We start from the raw sequence: 22,605 nt of genomic DNA on the forward strand, positions 1-22,605 counted from the left end.
CGATACAAAAAAAGAAAAAATGAAACAGTTATTATTAATATTGGTTTTGCCATTCATCACTTATTGCAGCAAAGCTGAACAGACAGATTTGGCCACATTAAAGTTAAATGAACCCGTGGAAAATCTGTTAAGTGAAACTTCACTAAAAAGTATCGGGACAAACAGTGTAGAATATCCTTTCGCAATTTTGGCAGAAGATACAGACAGTACAAAATTTGTATTTTCCAACATTCCTGTGGATAAGGTCTATTTTCTTTTGCCGGCAAAAGTAAATAATGACAGTGTTATGAAAAATGGAGGAGGACGTTTCGATGGCACATTTTTTAAAACCAAAAAACAACTTGAGAATAATCTGAAAATCTTAGAAAAGCAGAATATTTCGAGTGAAATTTTTGGCTTCAGAGCTGAAATTAAAGGCAAAAAAAATCAGAATGGAGTAAAGCAATTGCTCATAAAAAAATATGGAAACGGAAAGAAAAATCCAAATACTGACAATGGTTTATATTGGAATGTCAAGAATGAAAACAAGTATATTTTCTTCGCACCGGATTATGACAGACTGATTGTTGTAAATAGTAAAAACCTGTCAAAAACCTGCTATTGGGATCTACAAAACGGCATCATCAATATCGGCGCAGAAAAATGTGATTCTGACAAATATTTTAAGGAAATGGGTATAGGAGTTAGTGAATGATAAGTTATCTAATTTTTGTGTTCAGTTTTATTTTTTAAATTAATTTCAAATGAGAAACTCAGTTTTTATTTTTAAATCTAACAATATTTATTATATTCTATTTGCTTGTATACTGAGCTGTTTCTTAAGCTGTAATGAAGATAAAAACCAAAGTCAGAAAAACAACTCTATCATTCCTGTAGTTAAGGAATTGGAAGCCAGTCAAGCTGAGGTATTTCTAACCTATATAGATTCTGTATCGAAACTCTCTGAAGCAAAATTTAATGAAGCTGGTATTCGGTCTTTAAATAAAAGATTTTTAAGTAAACTGCCATTAGTAATGCACGACCCAACGAAAGAGGAGAACGGACAAAACATAATCGTACAATATTACACGAATGAAGAAGTAAACCGTACAACAGATTCAGAAATTATTTTCCTGATTCCTGAAGCTATTACAGATTCTTTAGCTGTTGCAGATTTTACAGACTATTTTGGACACATTAAAACTGAAAAACCACTCATAGGTGTTACGGCGCAACCTCTACCGATACATATACGAGTTTCCTCAGATAGGGAAATTAAACTAACTTTTAGAAATAATGGAAACCAGAACCTAGCCGCGGTTACAACGATTGAGGTCTTAAATTACAGATGATTTGATCAGAATAAATGGAGTAGGGTGTTGAAAAAATAACAAATATAAAATTCGAAACCAATCATTAACAGGATTTTAGTAGTGGCTGTGTCTTTTCTAAAGATAATGAGGTTACATGAAGAAGAGTAGTGATATTATTCTTTCCTCTTAATGACTAATTTAAAGTCAGAAGTAATCAGCACTACGAGTTTTAATATAAATTTTTATCAGAAAATTTGAAATTCTGTAATTTCGGCAAGGGTCTGATCAATTTTGTTTTTTTTCTCTTATTTAATGGTTTTTCTGAACCTAATATTTCATCTATTTCTGTTATAATGCCTTTAATTAAATCAAAATTCATTTCGGTGAAAATTGTATTTTCGTCAGTATATCCTTTGGTCGCATTATTGGTTAACTTTTTTACATTAATCAATTCAAAATTTCCATTTTGATATTTAAAATCGTAAGTAATATTTCCACTTTTAATTTCACTCCACATTGACAAAATCCCTTTTTCAATAAAAAAACTTGGAATCTGATAGCCATTAAATTTTCCTTGATTTTCAGAAGGATACTGAGGTTCAATCATCTGGTCTGAAGAGACTGCTAAAGTCAATTTTCCGTTGGGTTTAGACAGGAATATCTGTACCAGAAATGGTCTTGTTTTATTTATTGTATCCATTTTCACTGTTATCTTGTCTGCCTTACCATCACTATTCAAGTCACCCTTTTCTTCTCTTACTAAATAATCATACTGGTCTTTATCTTTAATATTTTGAGCAGATAAATTGATTTGGAATGAAATGAAAATGAGAACGAAGTATCGATTGATGTTTTTCATAGTTTTGAGTTTATTATTTTCAATTCTTTGAAACTAAGCTATATTACTATCGCAGTAGTTTCACTATTTATTTGCGAGATAGATTGTCAAACTTTAAATTGAAAATTGTTTAGTGCTTAAAATCAAGATTGGTAGATTTTAAGTCTATTAGTTTTTCATTCCCAAGTTTCCCATTCACCATTTTGAAAGTCATATTTTGCGTATTCTCCCGAGTCTGTAAATTCAGAAGCTGTCATTCCAACTTCAAAGATCGAGTCATCATTCCAGCTTGCTCTGAAAAAAAGGGCTTCTTTTGTTAATAATGCATTCCCATAGTCTTCTTCTTGATGGTTGAACTGCAATCCAAATTCATTTTCCTCTGAGAATTCATAACCGTAACTTACCAATCTCTCTTTTAATTCTTGGAATTGCTGTGCCGTAAATGCAACCAGATTTCCCTCGTTTTCGAAAAAGTTTTCATCATCTGTTGCTTCTTCTTTTTCTTTGGTTTCGATTCTGTAGAGTGAAATGTCGTAACTCATTTTTTTAAGTATTTATAAAAACTTGTTGTGAGGATTTGACTTATTTTTCAGTATTGATTTTGTCTTTTTCTAATAACTGATCTAAAAAGTCATCAAGCTCGTTTGGTTCGTCATTCAAAAAGCTGGTATTATCGTTAGGGAAATCTTCTGTCCAACTGATTTTTTCAGTTTTAATGTCCGGATTGTCTGTTTCAGAGATTAATTCTACAACATAGCTAACTTTATTTTCACTGCTGTAATCATCGTTATCATTGTCAAAAAGCTGTTTTACGATTACTCTGTAAAATCCATTTGGGATCTTGATCTTTAGATCTTTATTGATCTTATCAGGTATTTTTGTATTTTCAAATTGCAGTGAGGAAGTTAAATCCGTCCAATTCACGAGATAAAGATTTTCATCCGTAACTTCAATACTCTGCTCAAATTGTCGAAAAGCAGTTTGATTCGTTTTTTCATTTATTAAAAATTCAAAAATCCATTCGTCTTCCCAGGCGGTTACAAAAACAATTAAATTATCTCTATTTGCCTCCAGAAAAAATTCATTGACATGCTTCCAGGTCCAATTGGTCTGGTTTTTCAATGTTTCATTATATCTTTGCGCATTGGCGATCGCAATGATTGAACCGTCTGCAATGATTTTCAATTTCTGTGTACTCATAGTTATTCTATTCCCCACGCTTGATCAAATAATCGTTTATCACTTTGCCTTCCGGTGAAATAACCAGGACTCCTGATATGTAATCGTGATCCTGCCCCGAAGCGTAGTAAACTGCGAAGCCCTCGTTGCACTTCGCCGCACTTCTGTAATTAAAAGTAACAGCAGGTTGAGACCAGATAATTGCCCCTGTTTCCACATTAAGGCTTTGCAACATTACAGGTCCATCTGTATTTGCAGTGGCGTAGGTTGCAATAATTAAATTCTTATCATCCTGATATAGTAGTTGCGGTCTGAAAAACTTGCGATTAGGTAGCACGTTGATACCGGTTGGTTTTAATGTGGCTCTGTCAAGTGTCATCTTCATCAGGTTATCAGATAAATACATATCAAACTTGAGCCAGGTATTGGGATATGTGCTGTAGATCGCTTTTTCTACTTCGTTGCGATCATTGGTAAGTAGATCTACTTTAGGTACATAATAATATTTCTGACCATCGTTTGCCATCAGATCAAAATAGTCATCATTGAGACTTATTTTAGCTATTCCGGAACTCATTTCGGGATGTTTGCTGAAAATAGATTTGGTAACATCTACAAGTTTATTATTTTTACGGTCAATTGTAAACAACTTTTCTCCTGGATAGGTCATATATATGGTCCCATCCTGATAAACTTCAAATGTACTAAAGTAATCATCCAGTCTCCTGATGCGTTCAAAGATCATATCATCTTTAAATTGCTTTTTGGTCACCGGATCGATAAAAACTGCGTGTGTATTCACATAATCTACACTGTTGTCTTTGCCAACTATACCTTCACGTCCCAGTCTTAAAAAGACAGCTTTGCCTGTGTTTGTATTCTGATATACGATCTCGCTTCCGTAATAATCATATTTTTCTTTTTCAGACTCAGCTGACGTAGCTTCTGTCGAATTTCCATTGAAATTTTTAACAACCAGAAAGAGTACAAATAATATTAATATTGTTGTAATTACTACAGCAGTTGTGTTTTTTTTTGCTGCTGTTGATTGTTGTGTACCTCGATAGGGCGTATGATTGATATTGATGTTGATGTCATCATTATCAAGGAAATATTCGGTATCACAATTGAGACAACGAAAGTGATCCGTTTTGATCTCCGTCTTTTTGATACTGCCACAATTCGGACATTTGATCGCCTTAATATTCTTCGCCATATTTAATTTGAATGTTACTGTTTAGGATGTGCTCTGTTTCCTGTTTTTTGATTGTACTCCTGCTTGTTATTTCTTAAAAAAGTGCCGTAAACGATGCTCAATATCACAATTGCCAAACCAAGTAAAATCAATGTAGCACTACTTCTAATAATGTTTTCAAGGCTGATGATCTCAATATTCCAGATGCGTAATATGATTATTCCAATTAATGCTATACTTAAGAGCGTGATAACAATTCCTATGATTTTTTTCATTTTTCAATATTTAAAATTTATCCAGCCACTCTTTCTTTTTGTTATCAAATTCTTCTTGGGTGATGATATCTTCGGTAAGCAAAAGTTTTAGCTGTTGCAATTTTGTTACAATATCAGGTGCTTCGGCATTTAATTGTTTTTCTTTGGCAACATCAAATGTTTTGCCTAATTCCATACCGACACCCAGTTGGAGACCTGCACCTGCAAGTCCGCCTTCGTTACGTGCGGCGTCACGAAGTGCTTTTAGCTTCTCCATATCAATATAGGATAATCCGCCTTCGCCCGCGGCCATTGATTCTGCAGTAATGTCAGCAATTTTACCGATTCTTTCCGTTGTTGCCTGATCGAATATTGTTCCGTTGAGTTTAAAATCAGTTAATGAAAATCCAAGGTTATGCAACTCTGGCTGCAGCTGTTCACGAATATCTTTGGACAAAGAGGGTAGTTGCGCATCAATGTGCTGATAGGAAAAGCTGCCTTGCGCAAGGACCGAAGCTAAACTCTGCGGAAATCTGCCCTGTAACAACTCCCTTGCTTCAGCCACTAAATATTGATCTCTTGAGCCTACCACATTAGAAAAAAGATACTGAGGATCAGTTATTCTGAAAGAAAAAGTGCCGTTAGCACCTAATTCTACAGGAATTCTATAAACTGGATCAACATATTTGATAGCCTGTGATGTTCCCCATCCTTGATTGACAACTTCAGAAGTCCGGTAGAAATAGATCTTTAATTTGTGCTCGCTTTCAAAGTTTGTACGAAGTTTAAGTAAGGTTGTAATAAACGGATGGTTATCACTTTCGAGATCAAAAATACCTTCCTCAGCCAAATGATCTGTTACTTTGCCTTCGTAAACTAAAATGGCTCCCTGGCCTGGAGCTACGATAAGTTTGGATGCGTTTTTAATCTCATCATTTTCAGATGGGAATTTATGAATCAAAAAATCTGGTTGCTGGTCTTTCCACTCAATAACCTGAGAAAGTTGGCTTCTGAAAAAATCTCCTAAACCCATATGTCTACTGTTTTATTATTTTAATCAATTTGCTCTCCAAAAAGAAAGTCAGAATTATACTAGCTGTACCTAATCTTCAATCTTAAACCGAATTATACTAGGTTTTCCTGTTGAAAATTAAAGTTATTATTAATTGATTTGTTTAATACTTTGCCTTTATTTATCCAAGGCTCTAATATCCGAAAATTCCGTTTCAATATGGAAGTTGCTGAACTCGTAGCCAGGGGACATATCGTGCAAACCTACACCTAGTAATCTACCGCTAAAAACGACCTCGCTATTTTCCTTAATGCGGCTCAGTTTTTCATATAATTTTCCATTTTTAGGAATAGCCTTTACCTGCATAAAAGAAAAATAATCCTGATACCCTTTGTCATAAATATTCTCCACACCAATTCTCATCACAACCGTATCGCTTGAGTAGGCATCCACTTCATCCAGATCCAGTAAGGTGATCTTTCCCTTCCAATTGTGGCAGATCCCGATGGAATCTACTATACTTTTATACTTGAGCTTAATTTCCTCAAGTTTTTTTAAATTACTGCTGTCTCTTTTTGCAAGAGCGTTAAATTTTTTGGTATCACTTAAAAGTTTTGCCTGCAGCACAGAATTATCTTTAACTGCCATTGGGTCATTTGTGATCTTTTTTTCGCACGAATTTAAGATAAGCACAAAAAATAGAACGATGACTAAAAATATCTTATTTTTCATAATTATTGGGTTTGATCTACAAACGATTTTATCCTCACGAATAATTATTCTCGGTTTCCGATAATGAGAAACTGAAATAGCTCAAACTTGCGTTAATGTAATTTCTCAAGAAATTTACAATTTTTTTAAACAAAAATACTGCTAAGAATCTGGAATAAATTGTAAAAATGGAACATTAAACATAGAAAGTATATCCTTGAGTATATTTTAAGTTACTATCAGTGTTCTTTTCTAGATGCTTTTAAATGAGTAATTTGTAAAAATAAAAACCTCTAGCAGTTGCCAGGATTTGAAAATTGATTAGATTGGTAAATGAAAATATGATCCTATGAAACAGACATTCAATCTATCAAAATCAACGTTGATTTTCTATTCGTTATTGGCACCGTTTATCATTGGAGGCTCATTTTATAATTTGTACTACGGTCTTATTTTAGGTGAAAGTTCGCATGTAAGGATTGGTGCCTGGAGCCTTTTAGGTTTTGTTATACTCCCTCTGATGCTCATTGCGACTTACCTTAGAAACAGATGCGTAATAACAGATCAATATGTGCGCATCTACAAGAGAGAATTTGGCAGATCAGAATACGATTTTACCATTTCGGAGCGGTTTTTAGCAATGAAACATAGACCTCTTTTTTCGATTTTCAGAAAGACATTCCATACTTTGACGATTACGGAAAAAACAACTGGAGATGTAGTTTTCAGTGAGGATCTAGAAACGTCTTCATCATATACTGAAAAAATTAGATCGGCATTACGCACCTGAATGATATACATATTTTTAAATCACAATTTTTTAGAATACAATATGAAGTTTCCAGATAAAAAATTACTTCACAAAGCAGTTTTCGCAGCAATCATTTGTATCACCTTTTTTCTGAGTGTTAAAGTATTTGCACAGAATGGCATCTATCAACTCAATAACAAAAATGGTTCTTATTGTTATATTTCTTTTATGAAAAAAGGGAATCAGGCGGAAGCAGAGATATTCGCATGGTGGAATACCCCAAGTGCACAGACAGGCTCATATTATGGTTCGGGTACGTTGATTTCCAATAAAGTAAGACTAAAAAGCAATGAAAATGAGTCTGACTGTGAAGTGACCTTGTCATTGGAACAGAAGAAACTATGTGTATCATTTGACAATTGCACAGTTGATCATTTGCCGGAAGATTTTAATGGATCGTACACTAAGATCACCAATGCTACAGCTGGAGATTATACCGTTTTTGCAGCTAAATCTTATTTCCATAAAGAACCAAATGCTGCTTCAAAACTCAATTCCTATGTTGTAAAGGGAAATAAAGTCGCGCTCAAGCTGGATAGGATAGAGGCGGGCAATTGGGTTTACGTTTATTATACTGATCCAAAAGGTAAAGAAACAGAAGGATACATACTGCTCACTGACCTTAGGAAGTTGGAGATATGATACTGATAAAAACTAGTCCGAAAAGTATCTGATTTAAATTAATATGGTCAACACTTTCTCTTTGATTGTATAACAAAGAAAGGAAGTTGTTGCTTCTTAAAATTGTAAAAATGGAAAGTCTAAAGATAAAGCCAAATATTTTCTTTATCTATATCAACTTTTTTAAAGAAATCACTTGGCTTCTTATCGGTCAATTCTTTAAAATGTCTGATGAAATGTGATTGGTCGAAATACAAGTTATCGTTAGACAGATCTGTAAGGTTTGCGCTGATTTTTTGATTGAGCAAAGCATTCCTGAACCGTTGGACTTTTCTGTATTCGGATGGTGTTTTTCCGACATTTTTTGAGAATATCTTGTTGATATGTTGTCTTGTGAAATTATATTTTTCGGCAATGAGCTCAAGTCTCAGGCCTGCATCAATATCTGATAAGATCTGCTCAATAATGCTAAGATCTTTTTTTGCAAATTTTGATATTAAATAATCCTCCAAAAGTTTAATCTGCTTGTCTCTGCAAGTATGGTTGAAAATCAATTCCATTTTTTCTTCAAAATCAGGAAAAGGGATGAAATCTGAAATTTGTGCTTCTTCGAAAATTTTTGGATTGTCAATAAAATGATTTATTTTGATTGGATTGAAATAGATGGTTATCTCATTGACCAGATTTTCATAAATTATTTCGATAGGCTTTGAATATCTGGAAAATAAACTAGAAACAATTTTATTTTCTTTCGAAGGTCTAATGATATAGCGATTTTTTGAAAATACTTCTTCTGCATTTTGGTATATGGAAAGAATACAGTAGTTGTTAGGGAAGGTCAAATAGCTTACGGGTGTGGAATTCCTATCCTCTGAAACAAAATAGTATCCCGCAATATGTTTCTTTAGAATATTATTTTTAGGTTTATAAAAGTCAACTTTCATTTATCAGATTTTACCTTTTACATCTTATTGAAACTTTTACGACGCAACCAACATAGTAAATTACTTCGTTTTAACGAATATACAATTATAAAGCAATCGCTTTGCCAACTTTTCTAAAAGCAGACAAGTTTTAAACCATTATTTTATTTATATGACTCATTGGCTTTAATGGGTCGCAAACAAAATATTTTTTGATTATTTTTTTTAAGGGTAGGAATGTGCAATTGGACAAGTGGAGTGAAGTTACAGTAGACTTGTTACAAGTGGCTAATAGAGAAAAACCCATCTTGGTAAATATATCATCATCCTCAAATAGGCTTAGAATTACTTTCGAAATTTTTAATCAATTACGTTATCTCATAAATTGTAAATCGTCAACAAAAAGTGCACTAATTTAGGCTCTAACTTAGGGTTGACCATAAGCCATACAGTTGGCTACGAGCTTTCACCATTGGGTAAAATATTTGTAGAAAAATAAAATCCTAGACTAGATATTGACCTGCTATATTATTTTAGCAAAGATGGAGCCCTTTCGAAAAAATTAGAAAAACTGAAGAAGAATTATTTATTTGTAAGTAGATTGCGAGTTCAATATTTGTTCGGTTTCTTAAAACTAAAACCCAGCTTTGACTACAAGTTGGGTTTTTAGTTTTCAAATATGCAGGTATTTGTATTCTATTGTGATATGTTAGGAAGAGAAGAAACACTAGCAAAGTAAAAAACTGCTTTTGATATAAAATTTCTTACTTTAATCTTCTGTAAAAAAGACTGCACTTTTTCTATCTACGTGTCAAAGCCCAACTTTTCCGTCTGCCCAAAATGGTTTTGTATATATGTTCTTGCTTTGCACACACTTCTCTTTTAAGGCTTGCCTAAATGTTTGAATGGACTTTGCGTTGCCCATTAAATAAAAATATCCGTTCTGCCATAAATCCCAAACTTTGCCATCCAATTTATTCAAGGCTTCAAGTGCGAACTTCGCTTTATCAATTGATTTTGGTACGATGTCGACTATAAGTCCAATTTTATTGAGTTCCTTTGTAGAAACAGCATCTAATTCTAAAATTCCCAAATAATTATTATCGTCATTATTTATTTCGTCTTTCAAAATTTTGAAAACACTAATGCAAGTTTCATCGCCAAAAAAGAAATGATATTTTGCTTCTTTTTTATAAATATTAAATCCCCTGGGCATACCAACTGTTACTTTGTCGCTGATTTTCAGATTGCTGATAAAATGGCTTCCTGGTCCATTACCGTGAATATGGAAAACGACTTCAAATGTTCCTAATTCGCTATCCCATTTACTTGGCGTATAATTTCTATAATTGATATCGTCAACTCGGATAATTATAGCTTGTCCAATTCTGAATTTTACATTTGGAACCGTTCCTTTAAATGTAATTGTTTTAATGTTCGGGCTTGTTTCTATAATGGAAGCAACGCTAACTTTACAGATTTTACTGCTAAATGTTAACTCCATAAAGTCGCCTATTATCTTTGGTACTGATGGCATAATTTTAAAATTTTGATTATGCAAAGTTTAAAATAAACGCCGACTTAGCTATTAAATAGAAAAAGGAAATGATTAGGATTATTCACGGAATTTTCTGCGAAATGATAGAGGTGTTTCATTACTTATTTTTTTGAATAGTCTTGAAAAATAAGAATGGTCTTCAAACCCCAAATTGTATGCAATTTCTTTTACATCATTGTCTGTATAGTACAAAAGTCGTTGAGCCTCAACAATCATCGCATTTTGTAGCCAATAGGTAACTGATTTTCCTGTATTTGAATTTACGCAGTCGTTTAAATGTGACGTGCTTATATTTAATTTTTTTGCAAAAAACGAAGGACTTTCTAAAAAGTTGTTTTGAAAGATTAGTTTTTTGAAATTGGATGAAATTCTTTCCGTTTGATTGTAAATCGTCAGCAAAAAGTGTACTGATTTAGGCTCTCACTTAAGGAGTGTTTCATAAGAGATTAATTTTTTAAATTTGATATTATGAACACCAGGAAAAAACCAACTCCTGAAACTTACATTAAAGAGATCAGGAGAAAAACCAGAAGAATCTTCACAGGCGTATCGCCAGGCGAAAATAGATGATGTCAATTATAATATCCTTACTGAAAACTATCTGAACGGGGTCGGCTTGCCTTGCTTAAGCAAAAAGAGGTTACCAAAGCTATTGATGTGTTCAGGGTGAATACCATAATATCCTACAAGGACGGTCTGGGAGAAGCTTATCTGGAAGCCGTACAAAAGGATAAAGCCAGACAGAGCTACCAAAAACTATTGGAAATGAATCCTGAAAATCAAGATGTAGCCAATATTAAAAAAAAAAAAAATATAAAAATCGACCCCTCAAAAAGAAATCCAAAGCAGTTGGTATGTTGAAAATACCTCTTTCTTTTTCAGATTGTAAAACTAAAAATAAACTCACTCCTGTTAAAATAAACTAAATCATAATAACCACTGTGCTTTTTAGTATTTTAGCCACATAACATTTCATTAAATAAATAAATCTATGATACACCGAATTCTATTAACATTATTCATTTTTCTTACGTCCCAAATACTGTATTCTCAAACCTTTGAGGACTCAACTTGTTGGGAATATTTTAAGTTGACAGACAACTTGAAAAAGGATAAGCCTCTTGATAAACAGACCTGGAATCAGTTTTTAAAAAATGAGGCCATACAGGTTTATATGAAAGATCAGGGTTTTGACAGTATTTATATAGAAAATTACAGAAAGAGCATGGAAATCGTGTATATGCCAAAAAATTCCGCTGTTTTACAGGAAAAACTGAAAAACCCAATCAAAAACTGGTGGATTTACATCGTGAACGAGTATAAAGTGAACGAAGACAACATGAAAAAATATCTTACAGATATCCAAAAAAATCCTAAAGAGTATTTTGACACCTGCTATCAGTATACTTACACCATGCTTCCGAAGAAATACCATAGAAAAGCACCTGAATTTAAAGTGACCATTATTCCTATACATAATGATGCCCACGTGGAACCTGGGTGGATGATGTTCACGCTGATGGCAGCCTATTTTCATGATGCCAATAAAATGGGGGCAATGGGAGGTCATGAGTTTCATCATGTATTGAGACCACAGCTTATATTTGAGGTAGAAGACCAGGACAAAGTGATTGTAAGCCTACTTCAAAAAATACTGAATGAAGGAAGTGCAGATTTAACAGATAAGGTCTATGAAGGAAAAACGGCGGTCAAGCTCTTGAATTTTCAAAGAGAAACGAGTTTGGAATTCCTTACAGACGGAGCGAAATCGATTAAAAATATTGATTCTATATTATCTGTAAAACCTTTAGACCGATCGAAGCTAAAGCTGAATAAACTTATTAATAACTGGAATACCAGTGGGCATGTTCCAGGATTTTATATGTCCAACATTATAGAAAAAGGAGGGTATAAAAAAGAATTAATCAAACATATTGATGATCCTTTTCAGTTTGTTTATTTATATGATAAAGCATCTAGAAAAAATAAAGATGCCTATGTTCTTTCCACAACTACAATGGACATTATTCGTGAGTTGGATAAAAAATACAGATCTAAAGCAAAAATTGATCAGTATCAGTAAAAGAGATATCTTTAGCGGATATAAAAAAGGACAGATCATTGATTCGTCCTTTATTTTTCTTAAAAATATTCACCAATAGCAGTATAATAGTTGTTAACTTTACCAATGATTTTTAATTCATATTTAAAATAACATCTATCTCAGAAGTACTTTCATCTTTGTTAATGATTCGTTCGAAATAAGACGTTTCAATATAGGTTTTCTTCCAAAAAAGGATAGATTAAAATTCCGGTGTTCCTATATTTTCTATATCGGAATCAGAAATTTTGAGTTCAGTGGTTACTTCCAATATATTTTCTAATTTTGAAAAACCTTACCAATACACTCTAGACATTTTTAACAGACCAAAGACTATGAACCCACTAATTAATAAATTTAAAGAATACGGTGAAATTCCTATTGATATTGAGCAGCAATTATTAATTGTCACAAAGAGGCAGACAAAGCAAAAGGGCGATTTTTTTATAAAACAAGGTCAATCGATTTCTAGTCTTTTTTTAATTGAGACTGGCCTAGTAAGATCTTTCTTTATCAAAGATGACCGCGAAATTAATTCTTGGTTTGGTTTTGAAGATTCTATAATGGGAGCTGCAATGCCACTTTTTTACAATGAACCTTCTTTCGAGAATATTCAGTTTTTAGAAAATTCGACGTACTATTATATTTCAAGTAAAGATCTTAACGATCTTTATAAAAAATCACACGAGATGAGTACAATAGGAAGGAAAATAGCAGAGGAATGTTGTGTAATTGTTGCAGAAAGAGCAATGTCACTACAAACCGAAAGTGCCGAACAGCGTTACAATTCGTTAAAAATTTATAAACCAGATGCCATCCAAAGAATTTCTTTGGGACATATAGCTTCATATTTAGGTGTCAAAGCAGAAACTTTAAGTCGTATTAGAAAGAAATAGACGATTTTGACTTTTGTCAAAAATACCGCTTCCTATTTTTTATTTCTTTGTATAATAAAATAAAGAAATGAAATCAAAAATTATATGCCATATGATGAGCTCGGTTGATGGTGGATTGTTGCCGGAAAGATTAAGCAAACATTTTAGAGGTAAATCAATGGATGAATTAGGAGAACTTTACTTTCAGCTGGGCGATAATTTTCAGTGTGACGCATTGTTGGTTGGCAGAAATACTTTAAATGAGTTTTTTATTCCAGCTATTTTTGCTAACAATAATTACCAACCAACAGAAAATTTTGAAACTCATATATCTATTGATGAAGGAAAAAAAACAACTATTGTATTAGATTCTGCAGGGAAAACATCTTATGAAATTAGCAATGATTATGATAATAACATCATTGCTATACTTGGTGAACAAGTTTCTGACGAATACCTAAGTCATTTACGAAACCATAATGTATCTTATTTGTTTGCAGGAAAAGACGGTAATGATCTTACTTTGGCAGTAGATAAATTACGTTTAGAATTTAATATAAATAACTTGTTGCTTGAAGGTGGCGGAATTATCAATGGAGCTTTTCTCAAAGCAGGATTAATAACTGAACTCAGTTTAATGATATATCCTGGCATAGACGGGCTAAAGGGTGCTCCTACTATTTTTGATTATTTGGGAACGCAAGATGAACTGCCAGCATTTGGGCAAGCATTAGAATATATTTCTACCGAGGTTTTAGAAGATGGAATCGTTTGGATACGATATAATTTTCATAAAATTTAAATATCATCTCATAAAATAATAGAAAGGAAATATGATATTAGTTACAGGAGCATCAGGCAATTTAGGAGGTGCAGTCATTGAAAATCTACTTAATAAAATTTCTGCTAATCAAATAGCAGGTTTATTCAGAAATCAGGAAAAAGCCAAAGCAATGGAAGCTAAAGGCATTAATGTACGAATCGGAGAGTACGGCGATAAGGTAAGACTTTTAAAAGCTTTTCAAGGAATCGAAAAATTATTATTAGTTAGTAGTAGTGGCGATGATCCGCTAACTGAACATACGAATGTAATTGATGCAGCTAAAGAGGCAGGTGTTAAACATATATATTATACAAGCGGCGCATTGAACAGAGAAGTTATCCATTCGCAGTTAGGATCTTTAGTCGATTCATATATTAACACTGAAAATTATATTCTTGAAAGTGGCTTGACCTACACTATTTTCCAAAATGGTTTGTATTCTGAAACAATTCCCTTTTTTGTTGGAGAAAATGTTTTGGAAACGGGTATATTTTTGCCTGCTGGAGAGGGCAAGGCCAGCTTTGCAACAAGAACGGATATGGCAGAAGCAATTGCAAATGTGATTGCAAGCGATGGACACGATAATAAAACATATTTGACCTCAGCTCTTTCTTCATATTCATTTAATGATATCGCAGGAATGCTTTCTGAGTTATCAGAAAAATCAATATTATATACGAATCCGGAACCCGATGATTATGAGGTGCAATTGAGAGAATCAGGTGTAGATGAAGGTAGTATTTGGTATCTTTCACTACTTGCTGCAATTATTAAAAATGGAGAATATGAGATATTTTCATCAGATTTGGAACAATTATTAGGTCGTAAACCTAAAGATCTAAATCAATATTTAAAAGAAACATACATATCTTAAATTGTTATGAAATATGTATTTCTTTCGTTGGCAATTATTTTAGAAGTAACTGGATCAGCTTTTATGAAAGCGTCTGAGGGTTTTACTAAATGGCTGCCCTCAACTATTTTTGTAATGGGTTACGCAGGTAGTTTCTATTTTCTTTCCTTAGCTTTAAAAGCAATGCCACTCAGTACAGCTTATGCAATCTGGGCAGGTTTAGGAATAGTACTTACAACCGCTGTTTCTGTAATTGCTTTCAAGCAAAAATTGGATTTGCCTGCCATCATAGGAATTGCGTTTATTGTGATAGGGGTTGTAGTTATGAACTTTTTTTCAAAAACTGCACATTAAATTTTCAAAATAGGTTATGATTTGAGGATCCAGTCAATATATACTTTATAGAAAAATAAAGCTTTCCTAATTTGGGAAGCTTTATTTTTTCTTTTGATCACAACTTTATATATTTTTTTAACATAATTATCTTATTACTTTAATTTTGAAATGATAACTTAAAAACTATATAATTCCTTCAATGCGTCTTTCAAATTTGCCGGTTTTCTACCAAGCAATTTTTCCAGATCATCTGAAACTACTTCATATTGCTTATTTTTAAAATCGGTTACAAAACCAATAGGACAAAGAAAGCCGATATGGAAAAAGACATGTCATTGCATCAATCAGTCTCGGACAGACCAGAAACTTTGATTTCAGAAAGAAAGTTATCGATTGAGGTATTCAGAGCTTCGACTAGAATGCATTTTCGAAAGTTGGTAGAGAAATCGGGTATCTTCCTTATTTGCCTTTCGTTTGCTCAATATCATTCGTTCTTAAAACTTTTAACCGGAGCTTTGTAGCAATATAAAAAGACCCCAACGTTAAGTACGTGGAAGTCGTCCGTTTTGGTAAAACTATTGTTTCTTTAAGCCCAATCTTATTCAACAAATAATTTTAGTTTAAAAATTGTCTTTTATAAACTGTAGGAAGCAGTCCTGTTTCTTTCTTAAATAAACGGGAGAAATAAGACAGATTTTCAAAACCCAGTTCATATGCTATTTCAGAGATCGTTTTATCCTTCTTTCTAAGCCTGTCTTTAGCTTCGTTTATCATAGCTATATGAATAAGTTCGATGGCAGTCTTGCCCGTTTCCACTTTTAACAAGTCGGTAAGATAGCGGGCAGAAACGTTCAACCGGTTTGCCAGATCTCCTACAGACGGCAGGCCATTCTCAAAAAGGAATCCGTCATTAATATGCTGTTGCAGGATTTTATTAAATTCTGTCACAGTTTTGCCCGAAGCCTGCTTTCGATTGATGAATTGCCTCTTATAAAACCGTTTCGCATATTTCAGCATCGAATTGATGGCTGCCAGAATGATGTCCCGGCTGAATTCATCCTCATTGTTATTGTATTCCTGTTCAATGGTGTAAAAAACATTCCATATGATCTTCTCTTCTTTCGGCGCCAGGTGGAGCGCTTCATTGGTTTCGTATTCAAAAAAAGAATACCGTTGGATGTCCTGGTACAACGGGTCGCCTGTCAAAAAATCTTCATGAAAAAAAAGAATATATCCATCCTCTTCAAACTCCAGATTCCGCATTTCCACAATCTGCCGGGGCTTCAAAAAAATCATGGACCCTGTTTCATGGTCAAATCTGGTCCTACCATACAACATGAAACCGGTTTTGACTTTTTTTAAACCTATCATATAGAAATCACTGGTGAATGCAGGATTATTAATAACGATCTCCTTATTGATCCGTATGAGTCCCAACAGCGAGTGTTCCGGCGGTGCCATATTATTGGCAAGTGCCATTTCTGTGATTGATTTAAAATGTTTTGTCATAATTATATTTAAAATCAAAATTATCGAAGAAAAAACCTGATAAGCTTATCGGCAAGACCATCATACGGGGCACGGAATAGGTTCATGCCATTCCAGCGGTCTTGGTCTTGTTTCACATAAGCTATGGCATCGAACATATGGAAAGATAAGAAATTATCGGCAATATAGGACAAACGCTATGCTTGCAAAAGGCTTGCGTTCACCTTTGGATTAAGGATTTTGAAAGTGAGCCATGGAGAAAGACGGCTAAAAATGTATAGCAATTTGGAAAGACCTACACGAATGATAAACTTGTCTTTTCTTATTCCGGTGATTAAAGCATTCACTAATTTTTCGGGAGTAATTGACTTTTGATCAATTCCAGAGGTCATTTCCGTAGCGACAACAGGGGGTGAAAGTTCAAAGACTTTCACTTTACATTTTATCAGCTGCAGGTGATTTCTTAGCGAGACAGTATAGAAGCGCACTGCCACTTTTGAAGCACAATATGTTGGGGCAAGATTTAATGGGACATAACTTAAAAGTGATGAGGTATTAATAATAGCATCTTCATTCCTGGATTTCAGCATTTCGATAAAAAGATTGTTCATCCGGATCACACCCAGGTAATTGATGTTCATTTCATTAGCTGCCACCTCAAAATGTTTGGCATCCGCGATCCCCAAATTAAGAGGTTTGCCCATCACACCTGCATTATTATATAAAATATCAATCCCTCCCATTTCTTCAATCTTATTATAAAGATTCTGAGCATCATCCGCATTGGCTGCATCACTTTTGAAAATGGTCAATGCAGGATATATATTTTTAGCTGCATCCAATTTATCCTGACTTCTGCCGGTAATGATTACGTTTGCACCAGCAGCTAAAAATTGTTTTGCTGCTTCTAGGCCTATACCGGCTGTACCACCTGTAATCAATATTGTTTTTCCTTTTATTTCCATGGTTATATATTTAAGTTGTTAAAAATAGCTAAGCATTGAACTGCTTTAAATGATAATCAATATGCACAGTCAGGAGTCTGCCCCATTCTTTTTTACCCATGAATCCGAAGTAAGGATGGGTTCCCAAGTCACAGTGTTTTTACTGTTGCACGTTTTCCTTATTATTTCCAACAATATTTTTTATTGTCCTCTAAATCAAAGCGTTCTGGCGGAGGTATCTTGAAATTTAGCGGCAGTTGCAGTCCTTTGGGCTGCTCTGATAGAAAATCTACCAATAGCCATTTGAATACTGTTCTTGACAGTAAATAACTTTTATCCGGTAGCTCATAATATCCTAATGCAGTTCCCATAGGCAAATTCAGGTGGTGCAACATTTGGTCGGGAGATATAGTGCCCCACTCCCTTTTGGATTGAGATGTAATGCCGTTAATCCTATGGGTTAATGTCAATAACATTTCCTGCGAAAAGAAGTCTTTACCTTTAATTCCCTTCACAAAAGGTTCTTTCAGCGTTGCTTTAATTATCGGACAAACGCTTCTCAGTAAATACCTGTTAATAATGCTTCTTTTAACCTTATCTTTTAATAATATTTTTTTATCAATTATTTGATACAACAAATTTAATGTTGATACAGGCATACGTTATAGTACAAAAGGGGGAATCCTTGACACAAAATGACGTAAAAAAGTGGTAATAAAAACCACAGTATAGATATTTGCCCAAATCGCTCTTAAATGAATATTAAATGGTAAAGGTTGTGCTTGGAAAATACGACTTTATTAATGGGGGAACTTTTGCTAAATAATACAAATTAACGGGTGAATTTGTGTTCAAGTTGTCTGGTTAGAATCGTCAACTTTCTTGTAAGAAACAGTCAACATATATGGAAAATCTAAGATAATAATTGCTTCATCTTCATTAGCATGTATTCTATTATGCCTTAATATTTTTGATTCCTAGTGAGTGATAATTATTTGTATTGAAATTTTTTTATAATAGTATTGATGTCTTTTTAAAATTTTAATGGTTTGTCAATTCTATTTTTTTGACTGTGCCAGCATATAGTGTTTGAGTAATGTTTGATCACGATTTGTGTTAATTTAAATATTTCCTGAGAATTTTTCACCTAAAGTTAAATAATTTTATAAATTAGCACCTTTTTTGAATTCTAGGATTAGGATAAATACTATTCATATGAAATTAAATTACATGACATGACAAGTAAAATTATTGGTGTAGGAAATTATGTACCCTTAGAGGTTATTGACAGTGTATTTTTTAATGAAAACATTTTTTTTGACGAAAATGGTAAGAAGTTAGAACAGGATAATGCTGTAATTGCAGAAAAACTCAAAGAAATCACTGGGATAGAAGAAAGGCGGTATGCTTCTAAGGAATTGGTAACTTCAGATCTGGGACTTATTGCCGCAAAAGCTGCGATACAAAATGCTCATATAGATCAGGAGACATTAGATTATATCATATTTGCTCATAATTTTGGAGATGTGCCTTATGGGGGAACGCAATCTGATGCAGTTCCCAGTTTAGCCTCAAGGGTCAAGCATCAGTTGGGAATTAAAAATAATTACTGTGTTGCCTATGATGTCATATTTGGATGCCCCGGATGGGTTGAAGGGCTTATACAAGCCAATGCATTTATTAAAGCCGGTATCGCTAAAACTTGTTTGATTATAGGAGCCGAAACTTTATCTCGTGTTACTGATATTCATGATCGGGACAGTATGATTTACGCAGATGGGGCGGGTGCTGTAGTTATTCAGGGTACAGAGGGAGATGTCGGTGTTAAATCGCATGTTTCGGCTTCTCATACCTTCAAAGAGAAAGATTATCTGTATTTTGGAAAATCTAATAATACGGAGAGCTTATCAGATACGAAATTCATCAAAATGACCGGAAGAAAAATATATGAATTTGCTCTTTTACATGTACCTGAAGCTATGAAAAAATGTCTTGATGACAGTGGATATAAGATAAACGAATTGAGCAAAATTATTATTCACCAAGCTAATGAGAAAATGGATGAAGAAATTGTAAAGCGTTTTTACAAATTATATGATACCCCAGTACCTAAAGATATTATGCCTATGATCATAAGTAAACTAGGGAATAGCAGTGTTGCAACAATACCAACTTTACTCTCAATGATTTTAAATAACGAACTTCAGGATCATGAGATCAATGAGAATGATATTGTATTATTTGCTTCGGTTGGGGCCGGTATGAATATCAATGCTTTAGTTTATAAATTTTAATCTAGAATTACCCCTCAATATTTTAGTAATTGATATTAAAAATTACAGTTGCTTTCCCTTATAAAAAAAATTAGCAGAGAATCTTTAAAGATTCTCTGCTAATTATTATATTGAGAAAGAAGCTTTTTAGCTTCCTTCTTAATTTAAGCTATTTTTACGTTAACTGCGTTAACTCCTTTTGCTCCGTTTTGTACGTCAAATGTAACGACATCATTTTCACGAATATCATTAACTAAACCTGAAGTGTGTACGAAAACATCTGGACCTCCATTAGAAGGTGTAATAAAACCAAATCCTTTGGCATCGTTAAAGAATTTTACTGTTCCTTGTTGCATTGTATTGTATTATAAAATTGTTGTATTTACTTATAAATTTTTTGGCTATTGCCATAACTGTGATGATGATTAAATCAAAACAATATTTTTAATTTAAGCTATTTTTACGTTAACCGCGTTAACTCCTTTTGCTCCGTTTTGTACGTCAAATGTAACGACATCATTTTCACGAATATCATTAACTAAACCTGAAGTGTGTACGAAAACATCTGGACCTCCATTAGAAGGTGTAATAAAACCAAATCCTTTGGCATCGTTAAAGAATTTTACTGTTCCTTGTTGCATTGTATTGTATTATAAAATTGTTGTATTTACTTATAAATCGTTTTTGGCTAGTGCCATAACTGTGATGATGATTAGATCAAAACAGTATTTTTAATTTAAGCTATTTTTACGTTAACCGCGTTAACTCCTTTTGCTCCGTTTTGTACGTCAAATGTAACGACATCATTTTCACGAATATCATTAACTAAACCTGAAGTATGTACGAAAACATCTGGACCTCCATTAGAAGGTGTAATAAAACCAAATCCTTTAGTTTCGTTAAAGAATTTTACTGTTCCTTGTTGCATTGTATTATATTATAAAATTGTTGTATTTACTGATAAATTATTTTCGGCTATTGCCATTACGGGATTGATAATTACGTCAAAACTGTAATAAATCGATTTGTAAACAAGAAAATGATGTTGGTATTTTTAGAATCTTGAAAATATTCAAGCTGGAAAAAGGTACTGCACCTGTTATATTGATGACAAAAATGTAGCGACTGAAAAAGCTAAGACTGCTAGGGAGGTGTAAACTCACAAGTTTCAGAATAAGCATCGGCAGAAGCCTGATTATTTTACAAATATACACATAATTTATTAAAAACAAGAAATTTTTTGTTTTTTATTTTTTGATGATCTGAATTATTCAAGTTTATTCAATAAAAATGTAATTTTGGGTTGATTGTAGTTTTTACAATAAGCATAGTGTATGGAAATATTGAAATAGTAATAATACTTTTTAGCGATAATAAACCTTATGCATTTTTAATTGTGAACAGTATATTCCAGATTCTTTATCTAAAGCATTATTAGAATTTAAATTGGTACACTAAGTAAACTGTTATTTTCAATAAAATTTATTTAATCTACAGTTATTCTACTCTTGTACTTTATTTATTTCACTTTTATAACTACTTTACCTTTTGCACGCCCACTTTCTACATACTGTAGAGCAGTATTTGTCTGTTCAAGAGTAAATACCTTATCAACTACAGGTTTAATGATATTAGCCTCAATCAGCTTGGTAATCTTCTCAAGCTGGCTTCCATTGGCTTTCATAAAAAGAAAATAGAAATCAACGTTGTGTTTTTTTGCTTTTCTTCTGATGCTAAAACTAAGAATTGATAATATGGTCTTCAAGTACCAAGGTAGCCCTATCTCATTAGCAAATTCCGGTGTTGGCGGACCTGAAATAGAAATGGCTTGACCTTCTGGTTTTAATATGTTGATTGATTTTTCTAATGTTTTGGTATCTTGGCTATTAAGTACAACATCATAATCTTTAAGGATAGTTTCGAAATCCTGCGTTTTATAATCAATCAGCACATCTGCGCCCAGACTTTTTAAGAAGTCAAAACTTTTTGTACTTGAAGTGGTGGCAACAGTTGCTCCCAGATGTTTTGCCAATTGGATGGCAAAAGTTCCGACACCACCAGAACCTGCCTGTATAAATACTTTCTGTCCTTTTTTCAGATTAGCACTTTCAATCAAAGCCTGCCAGGCAGTGAGTGCTACCAATGGAATAGAGGCGGCTTCCTCCATAGTAAGGGTTTTAGGTTTCAGTGCTACGTCATTTTCATTAATAGAAATATATTCGGCAAAGGTTCCAATGTGGTAATCTGCTGGTCGTGAATACACCTCGTCACCAACTTTAAATTTCGTCACATTTTCCCCTACTTGTATTATGATACCCGCCACATCGTGCCCAAGAATTAAAGGCAATTTATAGGGCAATATTAATTTAAACTCTCCTGTTTTAATTTTCGAATCCAGAAGATTTACACCAGCAGCGTGAATTTCCACCAAGACTTCATTTTCGCTAACTTTTGGAACTGGAACATCTGCAAGCTGCAGGCCTCCCTTTGTATATTTATTTATGATAAATGCTTTCAT

General features: G+C 33.4%; 29 protein-coding genes. 11 read left to right on the top strand and 18 right to left on the bottom strand.

Features of this window, described 5'->3' with window-relative positions:
• The first annotated feature begins 19 nt into the window (after positions 1–19).
• On the top strand, positions 20–694 hold the full coding sequence (locus A0O34_RS17625; RefSeq protein WP_066757569.1) for a hypothetical protein: 675 nt from the start codon (positions 20–22) through the stop codon (positions 692–694).
• Between the two features lie 49 nt (positions 695–743).
• A complete protein-coding gene (locus A0O34_RS17630; protein WP_066757573.1) occupies positions 744–1,331 on the top strand; it encodes a hypothetical protein in 588 nt (195 codons plus the stop codon).
• Between the two features lie 190 nt (positions 1,332–1,521).
• Here the strand turns inward: A0O34_RS17630 and A0O34_RS17635 are convergent, their stop codons facing one another.
• The 7 genes from A0O34_RS17635 to A0O34_RS17665 form a co-directional block, all read right to left on the bottom strand.
• Positions 1,522–2,151 (bottom strand): hypothetical protein, encoded by a 630-nt coding sequence (locus A0O34_RS17635; RefSeq protein WP_066757576.1) that lies wholly within the window; start codon positions 2,149–2,151, stop codon positions 1,522–1,524.
• Positions 2,152–2,306: 155 nt separating this feature from the next.
• Entirely contained in the window at positions 2,307–2,672 is a 366-nt protein-coding gene (locus tag A0O34_RS17640) for a hypothetical protein (protein ID WP_066757580.1), read from the bottom strand.
• Between the two features lie 40 nt (positions 2,673–2,712).
• Positions 2,713–3,330: a hypothetical protein gene (locus A0O34_RS17645; RefSeq protein ID WP_066757583.1), complete on the bottom strand. Its 618-nt coding sequence runs from the start codon at positions 3,328–3,330 to the stop codon at positions 2,713–2,715.
• 7 nt (positions 3,331–3,337) lie between these two features.
• Complete coding sequence (locus A0O34_RS17650) at positions 3,338–4,525, bottom strand: hypothetical protein (protein WP_066757585.1); 1,188 nt, start codon at positions 4,523–4,525, stop codon at positions 3,338–3,340.
• A gap of 14 nt (positions 4,526–4,539) precedes the next feature.
• Entirely contained in the window at positions 4,540–4,779 is a 240-nt protein-coding gene (locus A0O34_RS17655; protein ID WP_066757588.1) for a hypothetical protein, read from the bottom strand.
• A 10-nt stretch (positions 4,780–4,789) separates the two neighbouring features.
• Positions 4,790–5,791 (bottom strand): SPFH domain-containing protein, encoded by a 1,002-nt coding sequence (locus tag A0O34_RS17660; protein WP_066757590.1) that lies wholly within the window; start codon positions 5,789–5,791, stop codon positions 4,790–4,792.
• Positions 5,792–5,947: 156 nt separating this feature from the next.
• Positions 5,948–6,502: a hypothetical protein gene (locus A0O34_RS17665; protein ID WP_066757592.1), complete on the bottom strand. Its 555-nt coding sequence runs from the start codon at positions 6,500–6,502 to the stop codon at positions 5,948–5,950.
• A 328-nt stretch (positions 6,503–6,830) separates the two neighbouring features.
• Here A0O34_RS17665 and A0O34_RS17670 point away from each other — a divergent pair, with 328 nt between their 5' ends.
• A complete protein-coding gene (locus tag A0O34_RS17670) occupies positions 6,831–7,271 on the top strand; it encodes a hypothetical protein (RefSeq protein ID WP_066757594.1) in 441 nt (146 codons plus the stop codon).
• 42 nt (positions 7,272–7,313) lie between these two features.
• The gene (locus A0O34_RS17675; RefSeq protein ID WP_066757605.1) at positions 7,314–7,934 is read left to right on the top strand and encodes a hypothetical protein; all 621 of its coding nucleotides are present in this window, start codon (positions 7,314–7,316) and stop codon (positions 7,932–7,934) included.
• A 119-nt stretch (positions 7,935–8,053) separates the two neighbouring features.
• Here the strand turns inward: A0O34_RS17675 and A0O34_RS17680 are convergent, their stop codons facing one another.
• From A0O34_RS17680 to A0O34_RS17690, 3 genes are all read right to left on the bottom strand, one after another.
• Positions 8,054–8,857, bottom strand: a complete 804-nt coding sequence (locus A0O34_RS17680) for a helix-turn-helix domain-containing protein (RefSeq protein WP_066757608.1) — start codon at positions 8,855–8,857, stop codon at positions 8,054–8,056.
• Positions 8,858–9,647: 790 nt separating this feature from the next.
• A complete protein-coding gene (locus tag A0O34_RS17685) occupies positions 9,648–10,340 on the bottom strand; it encodes a siderophore-interacting protein (RefSeq protein WP_157886054.1) in 693 nt (230 codons plus the stop codon).
• A gap of 111 nt (positions 10,341–10,451) precedes the next feature.
• On the bottom strand, positions 10,452–10,793 hold the full coding sequence (locus A0O34_RS17690; protein WP_066757613.1) for a helix-turn-helix domain-containing protein: 342 nt from the start codon (positions 10,791–10,793) through the stop codon (positions 10,452–10,454).
• 222 nt (positions 10,794–11,015) lie between these two features.
• Between A0O34_RS17690 and A0O34_RS17695 the strand changes: the two genes are divergently transcribed.
• From A0O34_RS17695 to A0O34_RS17720, 6 genes are all read left to right on the top strand, one after another.
• Positions 11,016–11,255 carry a hypothetical protein gene (locus A0O34_RS17695; protein WP_066757618.1) on the top strand — a complete coding sequence of 80 codons (240 nt, stop codon included), beginning with the start codon at positions 11,016–11,018 and terminating at the stop codon, positions 11,253–11,255.
• A gap of 241 nt (positions 11,256–11,496) precedes the next feature.
• Positions 11,497–12,477, top strand: a complete 981-nt coding sequence (locus A0O34_RS17700; protein WP_157886055.1) for a DUF5700 domain-containing putative Zn-dependent protease — start codon at positions 11,497–11,499, stop codon at positions 12,475–12,477.
• A 353-nt stretch (positions 12,478–12,830) separates the two neighbouring features.
• The gene (locus A0O34_RS17705) at positions 12,831–13,391 is read left to right on the top strand and encodes a Crp/Fnr family transcriptional regulator (RefSeq protein WP_066757623.1); all 561 of its coding nucleotides are present in this window, start codon (positions 12,831–12,833) and stop codon (positions 13,389–13,391) included.
• Between the two features lie 67 nt (positions 13,392–13,458).
• Positions 13,459–14,172 carry a dihydrofolate reductase family protein gene (locus A0O34_RS17710; protein ID WP_082891195.1) on the top strand — a complete coding sequence of 238 codons (714 nt, stop codon included), beginning with the start codon at positions 13,459–13,461 and terminating at the stop codon, positions 14,170–14,172.
• Positions 14,173–14,203: 31 nt separating this feature from the next.
• Positions 14,204–15,067: an SDR family oxidoreductase gene (locus tag A0O34_RS17715; RefSeq protein ID WP_066757625.1), complete on the top strand. Its 864-nt coding sequence runs from the start codon at positions 14,204–14,206 to the stop codon at positions 15,065–15,067.
• Positions 15,068–15,073: 6 nt separating this feature from the next.
• Positions 15,074–15,400 carry a DMT family transporter gene (locus A0O34_RS17720; RefSeq protein WP_066757628.1) on the top strand — a complete coding sequence of 109 codons (327 nt, stop codon included), beginning with the start codon at positions 15,074–15,076 and terminating at the stop codon, positions 15,398–15,400.
• Between the two features lie 597 nt (positions 15,401–15,997).
• On the opposite strand, the gene A0O34_RS17725 is transcribed toward A0O34_RS17720, so the two are convergent.
• The 4 genes from A0O34_RS17725 to A0O34_RS17735 form a co-directional block, all read right to left on the bottom strand.
• Positions 15,998–16,861 carry a helix-turn-helix domain-containing protein gene (locus A0O34_RS17725; RefSeq protein WP_228394311.1) on the bottom strand — a complete coding sequence of 288 codons (864 nt, stop codon included), beginning with the start codon at positions 16,859–16,861 and terminating at the stop codon, positions 15,998–16,000.
• A 206-nt stretch (positions 16,862–17,067) separates the two neighbouring features.
• Entirely contained in the window at positions 17,068–17,835 is a 768-nt protein-coding gene (locus A0O34_RS17730; RefSeq protein WP_066757634.1) for an SDR family oxidoreductase, read from the bottom strand.
• A 28-nt stretch (positions 17,836–17,863) separates the two neighbouring features.
• Positions 17,864–17,962, bottom strand: coding sequence for a DUF1569 domain-containing protein (locus A0O34_RS22835; RefSeq protein ID WP_418219360.1), 99 nt, complete (start codon positions 17,960–17,962; stop codon positions 17,864–17,866).
• A 34-nt stretch (positions 17,963–17,996) separates the two neighbouring features.
• Positions 17,997–18,473: a hypothetical protein gene (locus tag A0O34_RS17735; protein ID WP_066757637.1), complete on the bottom strand. Its 477-nt coding sequence runs from the start codon at positions 18,471–18,473 to the stop codon at positions 17,997–17,999.
• Between the two features lie 576 nt (positions 18,474–19,049).
• Here A0O34_RS17735 and A0O34_RS17740 point away from each other — a divergent pair.
• Positions 19,050–20,108 (top strand): 3-oxoacyl-ACP synthase III family protein, encoded by a 1,059-nt coding sequence (locus tag A0O34_RS17740; protein WP_066757640.1) that lies wholly within the window; start codon positions 19,050–19,052, stop codon positions 20,106–20,108.
• Between the two features lie 143 nt (positions 20,109–20,251).
• On the opposite strand, the gene A0O34_RS17745 is transcribed toward A0O34_RS17740, so the two are convergent.
• From A0O34_RS17745 to A0O34_RS17760, 4 genes are all read right to left on the bottom strand, one after another.
• Positions 20,252–20,443, bottom strand: coding sequence for a cold-shock protein (locus tag A0O34_RS17745; RefSeq protein ID WP_045495811.1), 192 nt, complete (start codon positions 20,441–20,443; stop codon positions 20,252–20,254).
• Positions 20,444–20,536: 93 nt separating this feature from the next.
• On the bottom strand, positions 20,537–20,728 hold the full coding sequence (locus tag A0O34_RS17750; protein ID WP_045495811.1) for a cold-shock protein: 192 nt from the start codon (positions 20,726–20,728) through the stop codon (positions 20,537–20,539).
• A 95-nt stretch (positions 20,729–20,823) separates the two neighbouring features.
• Complete coding sequence (locus tag A0O34_RS17755; RefSeq protein ID WP_066757643.1) at positions 20,824–21,015, bottom strand: cold-shock protein; 192 nt, start codon at positions 21,013–21,015, stop codon at positions 20,824–20,826.
• Between the two features lie 591 nt (positions 21,016–21,606).
• Complete coding sequence (locus tag A0O34_RS17760) at positions 21,607–22,605, bottom strand: NADP-dependent oxidoreductase (protein ID WP_066757646.1); 999 nt, start codon at positions 22,603–22,605, stop codon at positions 21,607–21,609.

The sequence above is a fragment of the Chryseobacterium glaciei genome (genome assembly GCF_001648155.1).
In the GTDB taxonomy this organism is placed as follows: Bacteria; Bacteroidota; Bacteroidia; order Flavobacteriales; family Weeksellaceae; genus Chryseobacterium; species Chryseobacterium glaciei.